This window comes from Pseudomonas sp. RL (assembly GCF_000647775.1).
Taxonomy (GTDB): Bacteria; Pseudomonadota; Gammaproteobacteria; order Pseudomonadales; family Pseudomonadaceae; genus Serpens; species Serpens flexibilis.
In genome coordinates this window covers 1-19,177 of sequence record NZ_JBOY01000010.1, presented here as the reverse complement: position 1 = coordinate 19,177, position 19,177 = coordinate 1, and the positions used below count along the sequence as shown (strand labels likewise).

18 protein-coding genes are annotated in these 19,177 nt (G+C 67.5%); 10 read left to right on the top strand and 8 right to left on the bottom strand.

The features are described from left to right. The first annotated feature begins 14 nt into the window (after positions 1 to 14). The gene (locus tag AS93_RS0102725) at positions 15 to 437 is read left to right on the top strand and encodes a hypothetical protein (protein ID WP_027589158.1); all 423 of its coding nucleotides are present in this window, start codon (positions 15 to 17) and stop codon (positions 435 to 437) included. Positions 438 to 490: 53 nt separating this feature from the next. Here AS93_RS0102725 and AS93_RS0102720 read toward each other — a convergent pair whose 3' ends face one another. The 4 genes from AS93_RS0102720 to AS93_RS0102705 all read right to left on the bottom strand — a co-directional run bounded on the left by AS93_RS0102720 (position 491) and on the right by AS93_RS0102705 (position 5,576). Continuing rightward, a complete protein-coding gene (locus tag AS93_RS0102720; RefSeq protein WP_027589157.1) occupies positions 491 to 721 on the bottom strand; it encodes a YheU family protein in 231 nt (76 codons plus the stop codon). A 71-nt stretch (positions 722 to 792) separates the two neighbouring features. Further along, positions 793 to 1,986, bottom strand: coding sequence for an osmoprotectant NAGGN system M42 family peptidase (locus tag AS93_RS0102715; RefSeq protein WP_027589156.1), 1,194 nt, complete (start codon positions 1,984 to 1,986; stop codon positions 793 to 795). 24 nt (positions 1,987 to 2,010) lie between these two features. Further along, a complete protein-coding gene (ngg, locus tag AS93_RS0102710) occupies positions 2,011 to 3,762 on the bottom strand; it encodes an N-acetylglutaminylglutamine synthetase (protein ID WP_027589155.1) in 1,752 nt (583 codons plus the stop codon). A 44-nt stretch (positions 3,763 to 3,806) separates the two neighbouring features. Then, a complete protein-coding gene (locus AS93_RS0102705; protein ID WP_027589154.1) occupies positions 3,807 to 5,576 on the bottom strand; it encodes an N-acetylglutaminylglutamine amidotransferase in 1,770 nt (589 codons plus the stop codon). Positions 5,577 to 5,711: 135 nt separating this feature from the next. Here AS93_RS0102705 and AS93_RS0102700 point away from each other — a divergent pair, with 135 nt between their 5' ends. Further along, entirely contained in the window at positions 5,712 to 6,176 is a 465-nt protein-coding gene (locus tag AS93_RS0102700; RefSeq protein ID WP_027589153.1) for a MarR family transcriptional regulator, read from the top strand. Between the two features lie 139 nt (positions 6,177 to 6,315). Here the strand turns inward: AS93_RS0102700 and AS93_RS0102695 are convergent, their stop codons facing one another. Continuing rightward, a complete protein-coding gene (locus AS93_RS0102695; protein ID WP_027589152.1) occupies positions 6,316 to 7,935 on the bottom strand; it encodes a HAMP domain-containing methyl-accepting chemotaxis protein in 1,620 nt (539 codons plus the stop codon). 322 nt (positions 7,936 to 8,257) lie between these two features. Between AS93_RS0102695 and AS93_RS18610 the strand changes: the two genes are divergently transcribed. The 7 genes from AS93_RS18610 (at position 8,258) to AS93_RS0102660 (ending at position 16,105) form a co-directional block, all read left to right on the top strand. Beyond that, positions 8,258 to 9,367 (top strand): YCF48-related protein, encoded by a 1,110-nt coding sequence (locus AS93_RS18610; protein ID WP_051587315.1) that lies wholly within the window; start codon positions 8,258 to 8,260, stop codon positions 9,365 to 9,367. Between the two features lie 14 nt (positions 9,368 to 9,381). Further along, positions 9,382 to 11,760, top strand: coding sequence for an RND family transporter (locus AS93_RS0102685; RefSeq protein WP_027589151.1), 2,379 nt, complete (start codon positions 9,382 to 9,384; stop codon positions 11,758 to 11,760). A gap of 143 nt (positions 11,761 to 11,903) precedes the next feature. After that, positions 11,904 to 12,335, top strand: a complete 432-nt coding sequence (locus AS93_RS0102680) for an SgcJ/EcaC family oxidoreductase (protein WP_027589150.1) — start codon at positions 11,904 to 11,906, stop codon at positions 12,333 to 12,335. A gap of 10 nt (positions 12,336 to 12,345) precedes the next feature. Then, a complete protein-coding gene (locus AS93_RS0102675) occupies positions 12,346 to 12,822 on the top strand; it encodes a VOC family protein (protein ID WP_027589149.1) in 477 nt (158 codons plus the stop codon). Between the two features lie 189 nt (positions 12,823 to 13,011). Further along, a complete protein-coding gene (locus AS93_RS0102670; RefSeq protein WP_051587317.1) occupies positions 13,012 to 14,184 on the top strand; it encodes an efflux RND transporter periplasmic adaptor subunit in 1,173 nt (390 codons plus the stop codon). A gap of 3 nt (positions 14,185 to 14,187) precedes the next feature. After that, positions 14,188 to 15,408, top strand: a complete 1,221-nt coding sequence (locus AS93_RS0102665; protein WP_027589147.1) for an ABC transporter permease — start codon at positions 14,188 to 14,190, stop codon at positions 15,406 to 15,408. Next, the gene (locus tag AS93_RS0102660; RefSeq protein WP_027589146.1) at positions 15,401 to 16,105 is read left to right on the top strand and encodes an ABC transporter ATP-binding protein; all 705 of its coding nucleotides are present in this window, start codon (positions 15,401 to 15,403) and stop codon (positions 16,103 to 16,105) included. Before AS93_RS0102665 ends, AS93_RS0102660 begins: the two co-directional genes overlap by 8 nt. 5 nt (positions 16,106 to 16,110) lie before the next feature. Here AS93_RS0102660 and AS93_RS0102655 read toward each other — a convergent pair whose 3' ends face one another. From AS93_RS0102655 to AS93_RS0102645, 3 genes are all read right to left on the bottom strand, one after another. Then, the gene (locus AS93_RS0102655) at positions 16,111 to 16,524 is read right to left on the bottom strand and encodes an IrmA family protein (RefSeq protein WP_027589145.1); all 414 of its coding nucleotides are present in this window, start codon (positions 16,522 to 16,524) and stop codon (positions 16,111 to 16,113) included. 53 nt (positions 16,525 to 16,577) lie between these two features. Then, entirely contained in the window at positions 16,578 to 17,510 is a 933-nt protein-coding gene (locus AS93_RS0102650; RefSeq protein ID WP_027589144.1) for a DUF808 domain-containing protein, read from the bottom strand. Between the two features lie 138 nt (positions 17,511 to 17,648). Further along, a complete protein-coding gene (locus AS93_RS0102645) occupies positions 17,649 to 18,611 on the bottom strand; it encodes a LysR family transcriptional regulator (protein WP_027589143.1) in 963 nt (320 codons plus the stop codon). A gap of 102 nt (positions 18,612 to 18,713) precedes the next feature. On the opposite strand from AS93_RS0102645, the gene AS93_RS0102640 reads away from it, so the two are divergent. Further along, positions 18,714 to 19,177: sulfite exporter TauE/SafE family protein (locus tag AS93_RS0102640; RefSeq protein ID WP_027589142.1), on the top strand; the 464-nt coding region annotated here is incomplete at its 3' end.

Below are 19,177 nucleotides of genomic sequence, written 5' to 3'. Positions count from 1 at the left end.
ATAGAGATTGATCCGTGCAAGCCGAATCCATCGTCTATGGCTGCATTCGTGGCTGGCCGGCCACCGACCCGCTGGGCGCCGAAGTGCGCCAGGCCCACAATCGCCGCATGCTGGCCGAGCTGCCGGATGAGCAATGGAGCTTCCTGGGGCGGGAGATGTTCTCCTGTTGCGAGCAGCCCGGGGCCGGTCTGTTCCAGACCCAGGTGATCCATTTCGGCGCCAGCTATCCCGGCATCGAGTACGAATGGAAGCTGTGGGTCGCGCAGTTCGAAGAGCTGCTGCGGCGGCTGTACTGGAGCAGCGCGGTGGTGCACCTGGAAACCGAGCTGAGCGGCACCCACACCTTTCACTGGGAGTCGGAAAGCGGCTTGCACAGTCCCCGCCAGGGCGAGCTGCGCATGCGCTGTGCCTGGGAGCGCGAGGGCGCGCGGATCTGAGGGTCTGTGCGGGCCCGCTTATCTGGCCGCCGTCGCCCTGCACCCAGCCCCCGTTATTCCTCCAACCACTCCTTCGGCACCTCCTCGCGCAGGGCCAGCTGGCACTGCTGGCTGTCCGGGTCGAAGACGATGACCGCCTGGCCCTTTTCCAGGGCGCGGCGGGCGCGGGCGACGCGGGTGTCCAGCGGGGTGTCGTCGCCGTTGTCGGTACCTTCGCGGGTGACGAAGTCTTCCAGCAGGCGGGTCAGGGTCTCGGCTTCGATCAGGTCGTGGGGAATCAGCATGAAGGCTCTCCGGAATGCGGCCGCCATGCTAGTGGGCGGGCGGGCGAATGCAAAGCCCGCCCTCCCGTTCCTCAGCCCTTGTCCTTGCCGCAGCTCACCAGGCTGTCCACCGCCGGCACGCGGGTTTCCGGTTCCATCTGGGTTTCGTGCTCGAGCTGGTGGCTGAAGGGCTCCAGCGAGGCCTGGGCCGGCTTGGCGTCGCTGGCAAATACCGGCGGGCTGATCACGTAGGCAGCGATCAGCCGGGTCAGCGCCAGCAGGCTGTCGCGGTGGGTGCGTTCGTAGCCGTGGGTCGCGTCGCAGCCGAACGCCAGCAGCGCGGTGCGAATGTCGTGGCCGGCGGCGATCGCCGATTGGGCGTCGCTGTGGTAGTAGCGGAACAGGTCGCGGCGCACCGGGATGTCCTGCTGTTCGGCCAGGCGCAGCAGGTGGCGCGACAGGTGATAGTCGTAGGGGCCGCCGGAATCCTGCATGGCCACGGTCACCGCGTGTTCGCTGGAGCTCTGCCCCGGCGCCACCGGGGCGATGTCCACGCCGACGAACTCACTGACATCCCAGGGCAGGGCGGCCGCCGCGCCGGAGCCGATTTCCTCGGTGATGGTGAACAGCGGGTGGCAGTCGATGGGCGGCTCGATGCCGCTGTCCACCACCATCTTCAGGGCGGTGAGCAGGGCGGCGACGCCGGCCTTGTCGTCGAGGTGGCGGGCGCTGAGGTGGCCGCTGTCGCTGAACTCCGGCAGCGGATCGAAGGCCACCACATCGCCGATCCGCACGCCCAGCGCTTCCACTTCCGCGCGGCTGGCGGCCAGGGTGTCCAGGCGCAGCTCGATGTGGTCCCAGCTCACCGGCAGGCTGTCCACCTCGGTGTTGAAGGCGTGTCCGGAAGCCATCAGCGGCAGCACACTGCCGCGTATCACCCCGCCATCGGTGAACAGACTGACCCGGCTGCCCTCGGCGAAGCGGCTCGACCAGCAGCCCACCGGCGCCAGGCACAGGCGGCCGTTGTCCTTGATCTCGCGCACGCTGGCGCCAATGGTGTCCAGGTGCGCGGAAATCGCGCGGTCCGGGCTGTTCAGCCGGCCCTTGAGGGTGGCGCGCACGGTGCCGCGCCGGGTCAGCTCGTAGGGAATGCCCAGTTCGTCCAGGCGCTCGGCGACATAGCGCACGAGGGTATCGGTAAAGCCGGTGGGGCTGGGGATGGCGAGCATCTCCAGCAGCACCTGGCGCAGGTAGGCCGTATCCGGGTCGGGCAGGGGGTGGGACATGATGACTCCTTGGCGCGCGACGCCTCAGCCCTGCGTCTGGCTGAGCGGGAACAGCAGGTCGATGAAGCGTTCGGCGGTCGGTTGCGGTTCGTGGTTGGCCAGTCCGGCGCGCTCGTTGGCCTCGATGAACACATAGTCCGGTTGGTCGGCGGCGGTGACCAGCAGGTCCACGCCGACCACCGGGATGTCCAGGGCGCGTGCCGCCTGCACGGCGGCCTCGGCGAGCGCCGGGTGCAACTGCGCGGTGACGTCCTCGAGGATGCCACCGGTGTGCAGGTTGGCGGTGCGCCGCACGGCCAGGTGCTGGCCGTTCGGCAGCACGCTGTCGTAGTCGAAACCGGCGTTGAGCAGGGTGCGCTGGGTTTCCTCGTCCAGCGGGATGCGGCTTTCGCCGCCGGTGGCGGCCTGGCGGCGCCGGCTCTGCGCCTCGATCAGCGCGCGGATGCTGCGCTGGCCGTCGCCGATCACCTCGGCGGGGTGGCGTAGCGCGGCGGCCACTACCTCGAAACCGATGACCAGCACGCGCAGGTCCCGGCCTTCATGGAAGCTTTCCAGCAGCACGCGGCTGTCGAAGACGCGGGCGGCGCCGATGGCCTGTTCCAGTTCGTCTTCGCTGCGCAGGTCGACGGCCACGCCCTGGCCCTGCTCGCCGTTCAGCGGCTTGACCACCACACGCCGGTGCTCGGCGAGGAACGCGGCGTTGTCCTCGGCGCTGGCCGCCAACTGCTGGGCAGGCAGGAACAGGCCGGCCTTGCGCAGGCAGCGGTGGGTCAGGCGCTTGTCCTGGCAGAGGGTCATGCTCACCGCGCTGGTCAGGTCGCTGAGCGACTCCCGGCAGCGGATGCGCCGCCCGCCGTGGCTGAGGGTGAACAGCCCTGCCTCGGCGTCGTCCACCTGCACCTCGATGCCGCGGCGCAGGGCCTCGTCGACGATGATGCGCGCGTAGGGGTTGAGCTCATCCTGCGGACCGCGCCCCAGGTACAGGGCCTGGTTGATGCTGTTGCGCCGCTTGACCGCGAAGGTGGGCAGGTTGCGAAAGCCCAGCTTGGCGTACAGCGCCTTGGCCTGCTGGTTGTCGTGCAGCACCGAGAGGTCCATCCAGGCCAGGCTGCGCGACTGGAAATGCTCGATCAGGTGGCGCACCAGCGCCTCGCCGACCCCCGGTCGCGGGCACTGCGGATCGACCGCCAGGCACCACAGGCTGCTGCCGCGCTCCGGGTCCTGGAACACCTCCTGGTGATTGAGGCCCATCACCGTGCCCAGTGCCTGGCCGGTGTCGGTGTCCTCGGCCAGCCAGTACACCGGGCCGCCCTCGGCGCGCGGGGTCAGGCGCTGCGGGTCGACGGTCAGCATGCTGCGCGTCTGGTACAGGCGGTTGACCGCCTGCCAGTCGGCGTCACTCTGCACGCGGCGGATCTGGAAGCCGCGGAAGCTGCGCCGCGCCGGGCGGTAGTCGGAAAACCACAGGCGCAGGGTGTCCGAGGGGTCGAGGAACAGCTGCTGCGGCGCGTAGGACAGCACCTGCTGTGGCGCCTCCACATAGAGGGCGATGTCGCGCTCGCCGGGATTTTCCTTGAGCAGCTCACTGGCCAGGCCTTCGGCGTCCGGGAAGGTGTGGCCGAGCAGCAGGCGCCCCCAGCCGCATTGCAGGATCTGCGGAACACCGACCTCGCCCTGGCCTTCCTCGGCCAGGCGCGCCTGCAGGCGCTGGTAGGAGGGCGCCTGGCCACGCTGCAGACGCTGTTCGTACTGACCATGGGAGGAAGACTTGGACATGGGGCGTCTCCTGCCGTTCGGCGGGGGTGTCATCGAGGTCACGTTTACAGTCCTTGTTCACTGAGCCACAGATTCAGGGCGGCCAGCTGCCAGAGCTTGGAGCCGCGTAGCGGGGTGAGTTGTCCCTCGGGGTCGCTGAGCAGGCGATCCAGCATGCGGGTATCGAACAGGCCGCGATCCTGGCCGGGGTCCAGCAGCAGGCTGCGCACCCAGTCCAGGGTGGCGCCGTCCAGGTGCTTGAGGCCGGGCACCGGGAAGTAGCCCTTGGGACGGTCGATCACCTCGGCGGGAATGACCTTGCGCGCCGCTTCCTTGAGCACATGCTTGCCGCCGTCGGGCAGCTTGAAACGCGCCGGGATACGCGCCGACAGCTCCACCAGCCGGTAGTCGAGGAACGGCGTGCGCGCCTCCAGGCCCCAGGCCATGGTCATGTTGTCGACGCGCTTGACCGGGTCGTCGACCAGCATCACGGTGCTGTCCAGACGCAGCGCCTTGTCCACCGCCTCGCTGGCGCCGGCGGCGGCGAAATGTGCGGCGACGAACTCGGCGGAGAAGTCGCGGCTGACCCAGGCCGGCAGCACGGTGGCGCGGTACTCGTCGAAATCGCGGTCGCGGAAGGCGCGCAGGTAGGCGTCCAGCGGATCGCTGGCACCGTTCACCTGCGGGTACCAGTGGTAGCCGGCGAACAGCTCGTCGGCGCCCTGGCCGCTCTGCACCACCTTGCAGTGCTTCGCCACCTCGCGGGACAGCAGGTAGAAGGCGATGCAGTCATGGCTGACCATCGGCTCGCTCATGGCGCGGAAGGCCGCCGGCAGCTCGCTGAGGATCTCCGCTTCCTGGATGCGCAACTGGTGATGATCGGTGGCGAAGCGCTGGGCGATCAGGTCCGAGTAGACGAACTCGTCGCCGCGCTCGCCGCCGGCATCCGCGAAGCCGATGGAGAAGGTCGAGAGGCGCTCCACGCCGACCTCGCGCAGCAGCGCCACCAGCATGCTGGAGTCCACGCCGCCGGAGAGCAGCACGCCGACGTCCACGGCGGCGCGCTGGCGCACCGCGACGGCGTCGCGCAGGCTGTCCAGCACGCGATCGCGCCAGTCTTCGAGGGCGAAGCTGCGTTCGGCCTCGTGCGGGCCGTAGTCGAGCTGCCACCAGGTGTGCTGCTCGCAGTTGCCCTGGGCATCGATGCGCATCCAGCTGGCCGGCGGCAGCTTTTCCACCCCTTTGAGCAGGGTGTGCGGCGCCGGCACCACGGCGTGGAAGCTCAGGTAATGGTTGAGGGCGACCGGGTTGATGGCGGTGTCGATGTCGCCGCCCTGCAGCAGCGCCGGCAGGGTCGAGGCGAAGCGCAGGCGCGCGCCGGTGCGCGACAGGTATAGCGGCTTGACGCCCAGGCGATCCCGGGCGATGAACAGCCGCTGGCGGTCACGCTCCCAGATGGCGAAGGCGAACATGCCGTTGAGCTTCGGCAGCAGGGCTTCGCCCCAGGCGTGGTAGCCCTTGAGCAGCACTTCGGTGTCGCCACCGGAAAAGAACTGGTAACCGAGGCTTTCCAGCTCGGCGCGCAGTTCGGGGTAGTTGTAGATGGCGCCGTTGAACACCATCGACAGGCCCAGGTCCGGTGCACTCATGGGCTGTCCGGACGCCTCGTCGAGGTCCATGATCTTCAGGCGGCGATGGCCGAAGCCCAGTGGCCCCTGGCTGTGGAAGCCGCACGCGTCGGGACCGCGCGGGGCGAGGTGGTGGGTGATACGGGCGAGGGCGGCGAGATCCGCCGGCTGCCCATCGAAACGTAGTTCTCCTGCGATGCCACACATGACCTTACCGGTTCTCCGTTGGGGTATGGGGTGGGTTGAGGTTCCTTTTTACCTAAGCAAGAAAAATACTTTCATGTCAAACCTTATTCTGGTCTATTGGTCTGATAAGGTCTGGGTTAGTGGGTAAATATAGTTATGACTGAAACTAATAAGGCCCTCGATGATGGCTATGCGGTGTCCATCTACCAGGCCTTGCGGCGCCTGCAGCAGGCGGCCGAGGTGCATGCCAAGCGGCTGTCGCGCTACGGCGGGATGACCCCTCTGCAACTGCTGATCCTGCAGACACTGGCGGTACGGGATCAGTTGACCGCCAGCCAGTTGTCGCGTTGCGTCAGCTTGTCGGCTGCGACCTTGTCCGGGGTGCTGGAGCGCCTGGAAGGGCGCGGGCTGGTCAGCCGCACGCGCGACGAGCAGGACCGCCGCCGGCACTGGCTGCGCCTGGAACCGGCGGGGCGGGCGGCGCTGGCCGAGGCGCCGTCACTGCTGCCGGCGCATGTGCTGGAACGGTTTGCGGAGCTGGAGGAATGGCAGCGCCACGCGCTGCTGGCCGGCCTGCTGCGCGCCGCCGACCTGTTCGAGGCGCCGGAAGAGGAGGAATAGGGCGCGCCTCGCGGCGCGTTGGCGTCGAGTGTCCGGCGTGCACCTGGCAATCGAAGGGCGGTCAACGCGACGCGTTGGCCGCCATGGGGTGCGGCGCTGCACCCAGTGGCGGCCGACCGCGCTACGTGGCCAGCTGGCCTCAGAGCTTGAAGCGCGCTACCAGACGGTTGAGCTCCGTGGCCAGGCGCACCAGTTCGTCGCTGATCTGTGCGCTCTGGCTGGCCTCGTGGGAGGTGGCGTCGGCGCTGCGGCTGATGGAGATGATATTGCGGTTGATCTCCTCGGCTACGGCACTCTGCTCCTCGGCCGCAGTGGCCACCTGGGCGTTCATGTCGTTGATGGTGGTGACCTCGCTGGCGATGCGCCCCAGGCTATCGGCCGCGCGACTGACCTGTTCGGCGCCGCTGCGCGCCTTGTCCTGCGCGCCTTCCATCGCGTCCACCGCGTCGTCCACGCCTTCCTGCAGGCGCTCGATCATGGTCTGGATCTCTTCGGTGGACTTCTGCGTGCGCGAGGCCAGGGTGCGTACTTCATCCGCCACCACGGCGAAACCGCGACCGGCCTCGCCGGCCCGCGCCGCCTCGATGGCCGCGTTGAGGGCCAGCAGGTTGGTCTGCTCGGCAATGCCCTTGATCACGCCGACCACCGCGCCGATGTTGTCGCTGTGGCTCTCCACCTGACGGATCACCCCGGCGGCCTTCTCGATCTCGCGGATCAGCGCCTCGATGCCCTTGAGCGCCTCGTCGGCCACCTGCACGCCGTTGCGCGACTCGTCCTCGGCGCTGCGCGAGGCGGCGGCGGTCTGGGTGGCGTTGCTGGCCACTTCCTGCACGGTGGCGCTCATCTCGTTCATGGCCGAGGCCACCATGTCGGTTTCGCTGCGCTGTTCGTTGACGGCGCCAAGGGTCTTTTCGGACACCTGCGACACCCGTCCGGAGACCTCGCCCAGCTGGCTGGTCACCCCGGCCACCGCACCCAGGCTATGGCGGAACTTGCCGATCATCTGGTTGAAGGCATGACCCATGGCGCCGATCTCGTCGACGGTCTTCACCTCCACGCTGCGGCTCAGGTCCTCGTCGCGGGTCATGGCTTCCATGGTGTGACGCATGTCGACGATGCGGCGGATGATCACCCGGCGCACGGTCCAGATCATGATCCATAGCCCGGCGACCAGCAGCAGCAGCTGGATCAGCGCGGAAACCAGGATGTTGCGATCCACCTGGGCGTCCAGCTTGGAGAGGTCGTAGCTGATGCGCACCGCGCCCACCACGGCATCTTCCGGCACCTGGTGGCACATCAGGCAGTTGGTGCCGCGATAATCCTTCTGCGCATGGATCGGGTTGACCACGGTCAGCACCCGACCCTTGTCGGTCTCGGTGATTTCCATGATCGCCTCGCCGTTCAGGGCGCGACGGTCGAATTCATCGGCGGGCGCCTGGTGATCGAAGCCGGGACCGAAGACCTTGTTGATCTCCTCGTCGCGGATGATGCGCGCCTCGATGATGCCCGGGCTGGCGAGGATCTTGTCGCGCAGGATGCCGCGCTGCGCCATGGTCCCGGTGAGCATGCTGGTGTTGATGAAATCGAAGTAGGTGTCGGCGGTGTCGCGGGTGCGCTGCTCCATCACCTGCTGGATCAGGTTGCGCTCGTTGTTCGCGGAGTAAATCAGCGAAGCCAGCATGAGCAGACCCAGCACCAGCAGCATGGCCAGGTTGATCTTGGTCTGCACGGACATCTGATGTTTGACGGCGTTGCTCATGGTGCTCCTTGAATCTCCGGGCCCGCCGGCCTGGAGGAGAAGGTCTTGGGTGGCGAACCGGGCCGATCAGATGGCTTATCGGCAGCGATGCCGAGGGCTTGAACAGCTTCGATGTTCTCGGCGGTCGATGATATTAAACCAATGGCCATTGCAGCCGGATGTACGCGCGGGGACGATGCGCGTCACGCCGTGGAACACTCTGCGCACAGGCTTACAAAACATAACGATCAGTCGATTGTCAGCGCTTTGCGGCGCTGTCTAGGATACCGACGACCATCCCCGACAGAGGGCTGGCCCACAATAACAATAAGGAGAAAGGTCCATGAGTGAGCCCAAACGGCGCACACAGGCGGGTTCGTGCGGGTATTCCCCCCGGCGGCCGACAGTCTCGTCATTCCTGTCGCTGCGCTCAGTGCTCGCCCTGTGCGGTATTCTCGCCGGCCTGCCGCTGGCCGCCATCCCTGCCCAGGCGCAGGATGATGTCGTGCAGTATTCCATCGAATCCCCCAAGGCCGTGCAGGGCCTCGTCCTGGACATCGCCCACGCCGGCAAGCGCCTGGTGGCCGTCGGCGAGCGGGGCCACATCCTCTATTCCGACGACAGCGGCCGCAACTGGATCCAGGCCCGCGTGCCGACCCGCCAGCTGCTGACTGCCGTCACCTTCGTCGATGAGCAGTACGGCTGGGCCGTCGGCCATGACGCCCTGATCCTCGCCACCCAGGACGGCGGCGCCACCTGGGTGCAGCAGTTCGAGGACCGCGAGCGCGAATCGCCGCTACTGGACATCTGGTTCCGTGACCGTCAGTACGGGCTCGCCGTGGGCGCCTACGGCGCGCTGCTGGAAACCCGTAACGGCGGCCGTAGCTGGGACGACGTCAGCGACCGTCTCGACAACGAGGACGGCCAGCACCTCAACGGCATCGCGGCGGTCAAGAACGCCGGCCTGGTGATCGTCGGCGAAATGGGCGCACTGTTCCGCTCCGCCGACTGGGGCCAGAGCTGGGAGCGCCTGGAAAGCCCCTATGAAGGCACCCTGTTCGGCGCCCTCGGCACCGCCCGCAACGACACCCTGCTGATCTACGGCCTGCGCGGCAACCTGTATCGCTCCGCCGACTTCGGCGACACCTGGCGCGCCGTTTCGCTGCGCAGCGCTGCCGGCGAGCTGGTGTTCGGCCTCAACGGCGGCACCCTGCAAGGCGATGGCACCCTGGTGCTGGTCGGGCATGGCGGCAGCGTGCTGTCCAGCGTGGATGACGGGCGCAGCTTCACGGTATTCAACCGCCCGGATCGCCAGTCGCTCTCCTCGGTCGCCGATGACAGCGCCGGACGCCTGGTGCTGGTCGGCCAGGGCGGCATCCATGCCACCGGCCTCACCGCCGAGCAGATTGCCGACAGGCCGGTCGCCGGCACGCCCGCCGCCAAACAACAATAAGAGCGAGTATTCACATGTCCAGTCATCGCCAGAATCGTGCCGGGCTGCTTGAGCGGCTGATCTTCAACAACCGCCCCGTGGTCATCCTGCTGTGCCTGCTGGCCACGCTGTTCCTGACCTGGCAGGCCAGCCAGATTCGTCCCTCGACCAGCTTCGAGAAGATGATCCCGCTGGAGCACCCCTACATCCAGAACATGATCGAGTACCGTGACGACCTGGCCAACCTGGGCAACACGGTGCGCATCGCGGTCGCGGTGAAGCAGGGCGACATCTTCAACGCCCAGTACATGGAAACGCTGCGGCAGATCCATGACGAAGTCTTCTACATCAATGGCGTCGACCGCTCTGCGCTGAAGTCGCTTTGGAGCCCCAGCGTGCGCTGGACCGAGGTGACCGAAGAGGGCTTCGACGGCGGCGAAGTCATCCCGCAGAGCTATGACGGCTCCCAGGCCAGCCTCGACGAGCTGCGCTCGAACATCCTCAAGTCCGGCCAGGTCGGCCGCCTGGTGGCCAACGATTTCCGTTCCAGCATCGTCGATGTGCCGCTGCTGGAGGTGTTTGCCGATCCGGAAGACCAGAGCCGTCTGCTCAACCTGGACTACCGCGAGTTCTCCCACGCGCTGGAAGAGAAGATCCGCGACAAATACCAGGCCCAGGACCCGAACGTGGAAATCCACATCGTCGGTTTCGCCAAGAAAGTCGGCGACCTGATCGACGGCCTGGTAGCGGTGGTGATGTTCTTCGGTGTCGCCTTCCTGATCACCATGGTGCTGCTGTACCTGTTCACCCACTGCTCGCGCAGCACGGCGGCGGTACTGATCACCACCCTGATCGCGGTGATCTGGCAGCTGGGCCTGATGAACCTGGCCGGCTTCGGTATCGACCCCTACTCGATGCTGGTGCCGTTCCTGATCTTCGCCATCGGCATTTCCCACGGCGTGCAGAAGATCAACGGCATCGCCCAGCAATCCAGCGGCACCGACAGCCCGCTGACCGCCGCCCGGCTGACGTTCCGCCAGCTGTTCCTGCCCGGCATGATCGCCATCCTGGCCGACGCAGTGGGCTTCATCACCCTGCTGATCATCGACATCGGCGTGATCCACGAACTGGCCATCGGCGCCTCCATCGGCGTGGCGGTGATCGTGTTCACCAACCTGATCCTGCTGCCGGTGGCGATTTCCTACCTGGGCATCAGCAAGCGGGCCGTGCAGCTCAGCAAGCAATACGCCGCCAGCAATCACCCGTTCTGGCGCCTGCTGTCCAACTTCGCCAATCCGGTGGTGGCGCCCATCTCCGTGGTGCTGGCGCTGGTGGTGGCCATTGGCGCGTTCTGGTACCAGAAGGAAAACCTGCAGATCGGCGACCTGGACCAGGGGGCGCCGGAACTGCGTCCGGACTCGCGCTACAACCAGGATAACGACTACATCATCCGCCACTACTCGACCAGTTCCGACGTGCTGGTGGTCATGGTCAAGACCGGTGCGGAGGGCTGCTCGGCCCACCAGACCCTGTCGGCCATCGACGAGCTGATGTGGAAAATGGACAACACCCCCGGCGTGCAGTCCGCGGTGTCGCTGGTCAGCGTGTCCAAGCAGGTCATCAAGGGCATGAACGAGGGCAGCCTCAAGTGGGAGACGCTGTCGCGCAACCAGGACGTGCTCAACAGCTCCATCGCCCGCGCCGAAGGCCTGTACAACAACGCCTGCTCGCTGGCCCCGGTGCTGATCTTCCTCGAGGATCACAAGGCCGCGACCCTCAAGCGCGTCACCGCCGAGGTGGAAGCCTTCGCCGCGCAGTACAACCGTGACGGTCTGGAGTTCCTGCTGGCCTCCGGCAACGCCGGCATCGAGGCGGCCACCAACGAGGTGATCGCCAGCTCCGAGCTGACCATCCTGATCCTCGTCTACCTGTGCGTGGCGGGCATGTGTCTGATCACCTTCCGCTCGATTGCCGCGACCATCTGCATCGTGCTGCCGCTGATCCTCACCTCGATCCTCGGCAACGCGCTGATGGCCTTCCTCGGCATTGGCATGAAGGTGGCGACCCTGCCGGTGATCGCCCTGGGCGTGGGCATCGGCGTGGACTACGGCATCTACATCTACAGCCGTCTGGAAAGTTTCCTGCGCGCCGGACTGCCGCTGCAGGAGGCCTACTACGAAACGCTGAAGTCCACCGGCAAGGCGGTGCTGTTCACCGGCCTGTGCCTGGCGGTGGGTGTGGCGACCTGGATGTTCTCGGCCATCAAGTTCCAGGCCGACATGGGCCTGATGCTGACCTTCATGTTCATCGTCAACATGTTCGGCGCCCTGTGGCTGCTGCCGGCCCTGGCGCGTTTCCTGATCTCCCCGCAGCGTCTGGCGGGCAAGGAGGGTGGTTCGCTGTTCGCGCACTGATCGGCAGCGTCGTACCCGAAAAGACCGCGGCTCCGGCCGCGGTCTTTTCGTTTCCGTCCGTCTCCAGCGTGGAATGCGGCAGTCCACGCGCCATCCAATCTCGCCTACGCATACGGCGGCACCACGCCGCCAGGAGGTCAGCCATGACAGCCGAGCATTCCGAAATCCGTGCCTTGATCGAACGCTGGGTCAGCAGCGTGCGCCGGCGCGATCTGGAGGGCATCACTGCCACCTACGCGCCGGACGTCGTGGCGTTCGACGCCATCGGGCCGCTGCGCTTCACCGGCCGGGCCAGCTACCGCGAGCACTGGCAACGTTGCCAGGAGCAGGTCAGGGGCGAGCCGCTGCTCGAAATGAATGACCTGCGCATTGAGCAGGACGGGGCGCTGGCCTGCGCCTATGGGCTGTGTCACTGCGGCTGCGCCAATGAAAAGGGCGAAATGGAAAGCGCCTGGATGCGCTTCACCCAGGTGTTGCGGCGCATCGACGGGCAATGGTTGATCGTGCACGAACACTGGTCCGCACCGTTCGATCCGCAGAGCGGCCAGGCCCACTTTGATCTGCAACCCGAATGAGGATCCCCCCATGACCCAGGCAATCCCCAACGAGTACCCCGGCCTGATTCCCTACCTGAGCATTCGCGGGGCCGCGCAGGCCATGGAGTTCTATCGGAAGGCCTTCGGTGCAGAAGTTGCCTACCGCATCAACGGCCCCGAAGGGCGACTCGGCCATGCCGAACTGCGGGTCGGCAAGGCCTGTTTCATGCTCGCCGATCCCTGCGATGCCAACAGCCACATGGCTGCCGCCCCCGAGCATTCCAGCGCCATCAGCCTCTATTTGTATGTGGAGGACGTCGATACCTGTTTCGCCCAGGCCCTGACCGCCGGGGCCGAGCAACTGATGGCGCCGCAGGACATGTTCTACGGCGACCGCAGCGGCATGCTGCGCGACCCTTACGGTTTCGTGTGGAACCTGGCCAGCCATGTCGAGGATGTCGCCCCCGACGAGCTGGAACGCCGTGCCGCCGAGATGTTCACCCAGTCGCCGCCGGGCACGCCCTGAGCGAAGCTGTGAGGCCTGGCCGGGACACATCCGGCGAGGTTTGCGGCGGCCAGAGTGAGCGGTGTTCCCTGGGAGCGGCTCTCTAAAAGCAGACGACGGGCGCAGCCGTGCAATCCCCCCGGCGGCTGTGTAGGCTAGCCGCTGGTCGGCGCGCTTCGCGCCGAGTGCTGGAGTTTTCTGCTCGTGCGCATTGCCTCCAAGACGCTGCTCCGCGTGCTGCTCGCCCTGCTGCTGCTGGCTCTGTTGCTGTGGTTCTGGCGACCCTGGCAGGGGCCGCTGGTCACCGGCTACCAGCTGGAGGAACGCGCGCTGGTGCAGCGGGTGGTGGCCAGCGGTGAGGTGTCCAGCCAGTCGCTGGCGCGCATCGGCAGCGAGCTTACGGGGGTCGTGAAGGCCCGCCATGTACGCGAAGGCGACCGCGTCGAAGCCGGAGACCTGCTCATCGAGCTGCGCGACGACGAACAACAGGCTCGCCTGCGCGAAGCCCAAGCCGCGCTGCGCCAGTTGATCGATTCCAGCCGCCCGCAGGCCGAGGCACTGCTGCGTGATACCGAAAGCCAGCTGGCCCAGGCCAGCCGCGAGCGCGAGCGTCGCGAAACCCTGTTCGAGCGTGGTCTGCTGTCCGCCGAGGCCCGTGAACAGGCGCGGCGCGCTGAACTGACCAGCCGCGTAGCCCGTGACCGCGCCCGTCTGCAGCGCGACGCGCTGGCCGAGGGCGGCAGCGAGGAACAGCAACTGCGCCAGCGCCTCGAACAAGCGCACGTCGCCGTGGCGCGCACGCGCATCCATGCCGCCTACGCAGGCACCGTGCAGAGGCGCAATGTCGAGCCCGGCGATCTGGTGCGCCCCGGCGACCTGCTGCTGGAGATCGCCCGCGCCGACAGCCGCGAGATTCTCCTGCCGCTGGACGAGAAGAATCTGGGGCCGGTGGCCCTCGGCCAGCCGGCCTGGGTGATCCCCGATGCCTGGCCCGAGCGCGTGCTCAACGCGCAGGTCAGCTACCTGGCCCCCGCCGTAGACCCCAACCAGGGCACCCTGGACGTTCACCTGGAACTGCTCGACGAGGCGGATTTCCTGCGCCAGGGCATGAGCGTGTCGGTGAACATCGAAACGGCGCGCCGCGAGCGCGCCCTGGTGATCGGCAACGATGCCCTGCTCGGTCGCGAAGGCGGTCAGGCGCAGGTACTGCGGGTCGCCGCCGACGGAACGGTCGACCGGGTGGCGGTGCGCCTGGGCCTGCGCAGCGTGGCGCTCAGCGAGGTGCTGGACGGGCTGCGGGCGGGCGATCGGGTGCTCAACGTGAACGCCGAGCCGGGCCGCCGGGTGCGTGTCGACCTGCTGCCGCTGCCGGGCGCGGAGTGAGCCATGCGCTGGCTGGATGCGCTGTGGCTCGAATGGAAGATCGCCCTGGCCTTCCTGTTCGACAACAAACTGCAGACCCTGCTGATCATGGTGGGCATCGCCGTGGGCTCGGCGGTGATCGTGTTCATCACCGCGCTGATCACCGGCCTGCAGGCCAACGTCATCGAGCGCACCCTGGGCACCCAGGCGCACCTGAAGGTGCAGATGCCCGATGACGCCAACCGGGTGCTGCCTGCGCCGGATGGCGCCGTGGCCCTGGTGCTGGAAAGCCCGCGCGCCCAGCGCCTGCGCTCGCTGAGCAACTGGCAGGCGCTGCGCGACCTGCTGGACGGCCAGCCGCAGGTACTGGCGGTATCGCCGCTGGCCACCGGCCCGGCCATCGCCCGGCGCGGCCTGGCACGCGCCTCTGTAGCGTTGATGGGCATCGACCCGGAACGTTACCAGCGCATCGTGCCCGTGGCCCGCGACCTGGTGGCCGGCCGCTTCAGCATCGAGGGCGATCAGGTGGCCATCGGCAGCGAGCTGGCCAAGGACCTCGGGTTGAGCGTTGGCGACAAGCTGCGCCTGGACGGCGGCCAGGGCCGCGAGCTGATCATGCGGGTGGCCGGCATCTTCGAGCTGGGCGTGCGCGAGCTGGATTCCCGCTACGTCTACCTGGACCTGCGCCAGGCGCAGATCCTCCTCGACCTGCCGGGCGGAGTGACGCAGATCGACCTGACCGTGGAGGAGATCTTCGCCGCCGAGGAGATTGCCGAGCGCCTGGCGCGGCTCACCGGCATGCAGGCGGAAAGCTGGATGGCCACCAATGGCCAACTGCTCAACGCCCTCAGCTCGCAGACCATGACCACCCAGATGATCCGCATCTTCGTCGGCCTGTCGGTGGCGTTCGGCATTGCCAGCGTGCTGGCGGTCAGCGTGGTGCAGCGCACCCGCGAGATCGGCATCCTGCGCGCCATGGGCAGCCCGCGCCGGCAGGTCATGCGCGTGTTCCTGTTGCAGGGCGGGCTGCTCGGCCTGGCCGGCTCGGCCCTCGGCGGGCTGGTGGGCTGGGCGCTGGTCATGGTCTTCAACCTGATGGGCCCGGGACTGTTCTTCGTGCAGGTGCCCACCGGGCTGGTGCTGTCGGCCATGGGCGTGGCAACCCTCACCGGCGTGCTGGCGGCCGTTGCGCCGGCGCGGCGCGCGGCCCGTTACGATCCGGCGGTGGCGATCCGTTATGTCTGATTCGCAGGAGGTGCTGCGCCTGGAAGGGCTGCGCAAGGTCTACAACCCCGGCACCCCGCAGGAGCTGGAAGTGCTGCACGGCCTGGACATGCGCCTGGCGCGCGGCGAGCTGACGGCGTTGATCGGCCCCAGCGGCTCGGGCAAGAGCACGCTGCTGAATGTCATCGGCCTGCTGGACTCGCCCAGCGCTGGCGAGCTCTACCTGCTCGGCCAGCCGACCCGCACGCTGGACGACGAGGCGCGTACCCGCCTGCGCAACGAGGCCATCGGCTTCGTATTCCAGTTCCACCACCTGATCTCGGCCTTCAGCGTGCTGGACAACGTGCTGATGCCGCTGATGATCCGCCACGGCAAGCCGGAGCCGGCCGATGTGCAGCTGGCCGAGCAGTTGCTGGCCCAGGTGGGCCTCGAAGGCTTTGCCGGCAAGCGCGCCGGGCAGCTGTCCGGCGGTCAGCAGCAGCGCGTGGCCATCGCCCGCGCCCTTGTGACGCGCCCGGCGCTGCTGCTGGCCGACGAACCCACCGGCAACCTGGATACCCGCACGGCGGAGCAGGTGTTCGAGCTGTTCCGCGAGATCAACCGCGAGTTCGGCTGCGCCGTGCTGGTGGTCACCCACGACCCGCGCCTGTCGGCCAGTTGCCGGCGCAGCATCGAGCTGGTCGACGGGCGCATCGTGCGGGATACGGGCGTGGCGTAGGGCGTTCAAAACCGAATCGGCAACGGCCGGAAATCGCGCGGGGTCAGGCTGTGGGTGGCCAGCAGGTCGATCATGCGGCCATCCAGCCGGGCAGTGGCCTCCTCGATCTGAATGGTGAGGTTCTCGGCGCACACGGCCTCGCCTTCCAGGAAGGCATCGGCATAGCGTTCGGCGGACGACTGGCCGAACTGGTCGATGGCCAGCTCGCCTTCCAGCACGGTCTCGCCCTCCGGCGAAAGCGCCTTCACGGCGATACGCAGGTCGGTGATCTCGTGCAGGCCGCTGTCGAAGGAAAACACCGCCGAGCACTGACCCTGGCCGGCCCAGATGGTGCTGGAATGCCAGAATTCGACCGCTTGCGTCAGGTTGGGCAGCCCGAGGGTGAGCAGGCTGACGGCGAGGATGAGGGGGCTACGCATCGGGGACTCCTGTTCTTGTTCTTCACTGAACCCACGAAACACTGCGGCGGCCCTCACTGGCCGGCCGGACGATGAAACTGCTTGCCGATCGCCAGCAGACCGACGATCAGCGCGCCGACGAGGATGCCGAACAAGGCGGCAAGCAAGGTCGGTGCCAGAAACGCCAGCACCTCGCCGGCCGGCAGCGCGGCAGTGCGCTGGGCGAGCTGATCGATGACGCGCTGCACGGGCGGCAGGCCATGCACGAGGATCGCGCCGCCAACCAGGAACATGGCGGCGGTACCGGCCACGGAAAGCCCCTTCATCAGCCACGGGGCGGCGCCGAGGATGCCGCGGCCCGCGCGTTGCGCCAGTGACGAGGCGCTCTGGCTGAGGTACAGGCCCAGGTCGTCCAGCTTGACGATGCCGGCCACCAGGCCATACACGCCCACCGTCATGGCCAGGGCGATGCCGGACAGCACCAGCACCTGTTGCACGAAGGGGGCGCCGGCCACGGCGCCCAGGGTGATGGCGATGATTTCCGCCGAAAGGATGAAGTCGGTGCGGATCGCACCCTTGATCTTGTCCCGCTCGAAGGTCTTCATGTCCACCGCCGGGTTGGCGACCGCTTCCAGGCGCTGGTCGTGGTCGCTGGCGTCCTCGTCGCGGCTGTGCAGCAGGCGGTGGGCGATCTTCTCGAACCCCTCGTAGCAGAGGAAGGCGCCGCCGAGCATCAGCAGCGGCGTGATCGCCCAGGGTGCGAAGGCGGCGATCAGCAGGGCGGCCGGGACCAGGATGGCCTTGTTGAGCAAGGAGCCTTTGCACACCGCCCAGACCACCGGCAGCTCGCGGTCGGCCTTCACGCCGGTGACCTGTTGGGCGTTGAGTGCCAGGTCGTCGCCCAGCACCCCAGCGGTTTTCTTGGCGGCCACCTTGGTCATGACCGAGACGTCGTCGAGCAGGGTAGCGATGTCGTCGAGCAGGGCAAGCAGGCTGGAACCGGCCACGGTGGATCCTTGCAATGAATGGGGGCGACCGCATGGTCACGGGATGGAGCGCGATTTTGCTCCGTTGGATCACGCCCCGGCAGGCAGCGTTCAATTTTATGTGAAGGCTGTCACATCCATGGCGCCAGAAGTCCGGCTTCAGGTGCCGTGCGTCAGTAGGCGCTCCTGCAGCATGCGGTCCCACGGCGGCAGCTCGCCGAAGCGTTCTTGCAGGAAGGCCAGCAGCAGGCGGGTGCGCGACTGGGTCTCGCGGTTCAGGTTCAGGGCATAAATGCTGCTCGGTTCCGGGCGGGGCAGGCCGTCGGGGCAGAGCAGGGGGACCAGCTCACCGCGCAGCAGGTGTTCGCTGACCAGCCAGGTCGGCAGATGGGCGATGCCCAGCCCGGCCACCGCGCCGAACAGCAGGGTTTCGGCGTTGTTGGTGGTCATGCGCTGGCGGCGCGGCCGGCACAGCTGGCGCTGGCCATTGATCTCGAAGCGCCAGGCGTATTGCGGTGTCAGGCCATCCCAATCCAGCCCGTCGTGGTCGACCAGTTCCAGCGGCGAGCTGGGCGCGCCGCGGCGCTCCAGGTAGGCCGGGCTGGCGCACAGCACCCGCACCAGCGGCGCCAGAGGCGTGGCGATCAACCGGGTATCGGCCAGCGGGCCGATGCGCAGCACCAGGTCCACCTCACCCAGGTGATCGCCGCGCAGGTCGACGAAGCTGTCGATCAGCCGCAGCTGCACGTCCAGGCCCGGATAGAGGGCCAGGAAATCGGCGATCACCGGCGCCAGCCGGCGACGCCCGAAGGGGGCCGGGGCATCGATGCGGATGCGCCCCTCGGGCGCACTGCTCAGGGAAACGGCCTCGGCGCGGGCCTGGCGCAGTTCATCGAGGATTCGCTGTGCCCGTTGCGCAAAAGCCAACCCTGCCGGGGTGGCGCGCACGGCATGGGTGCTGCGCAGGAACAGGCTGCTGCCCAGGGCCTTTTCCAGGCTGTCGATGCGTCGCGCCACGGCCGAGGGCGTCAGCGGATGCCGGCGCGCGGCGGCGGAAAAGCTGCCGCATTCCAGAACATCGAGGAAGATCGCCAGCTGATCGGTGAGTTGATCCGGGTTCATGAAACGGTGCCTTTGCGGATTGCGCAAAGCCATTGTGCGCGGCATCCCGTTTCCCGGCCAGTGGGTCGTGGCTAGCATGGCGGCCCTGCGACTGGAGGCACCATGCAATTCCTCGATTTCTCCCTCAATCTGATTCTCGGCCTGCTGCTCGGTACGGTCGGCGGGCTGTTCGGCATCGGCGGCGGCCTGATCGCCATCCCGGCGCTGGGCATCCTGTTCGGCCTCGACCAGCAGATGGCCCAGGGCACCGCCCTGGTGATGGTGGTGCCCAACGTGCTGCTCGCGGTATGGCGTTACAACCAGCGCAACCGCATCGACCTGCGCTACGCGCTGGCGCTGGGCATCACCAGCTTCCTGTTCGCCGTCATCGGCGCGAAATGGGCGGTCAGCCAGGACCCGCGCCTGATGCGCCAGGCCTTCGTGGTGTTCCTGTTCCTGCTCGCCGCCTACAACCTGCTGCGCATCTATTACCGCCCGCAGGCCGGCAGCACCGAGCTGCGTTACCCGTGGCCCTGGCTGGCGCCGCTGGGCGCGGTGGCCGGCCTGGCCGGCGGCCTGCTCGGCGT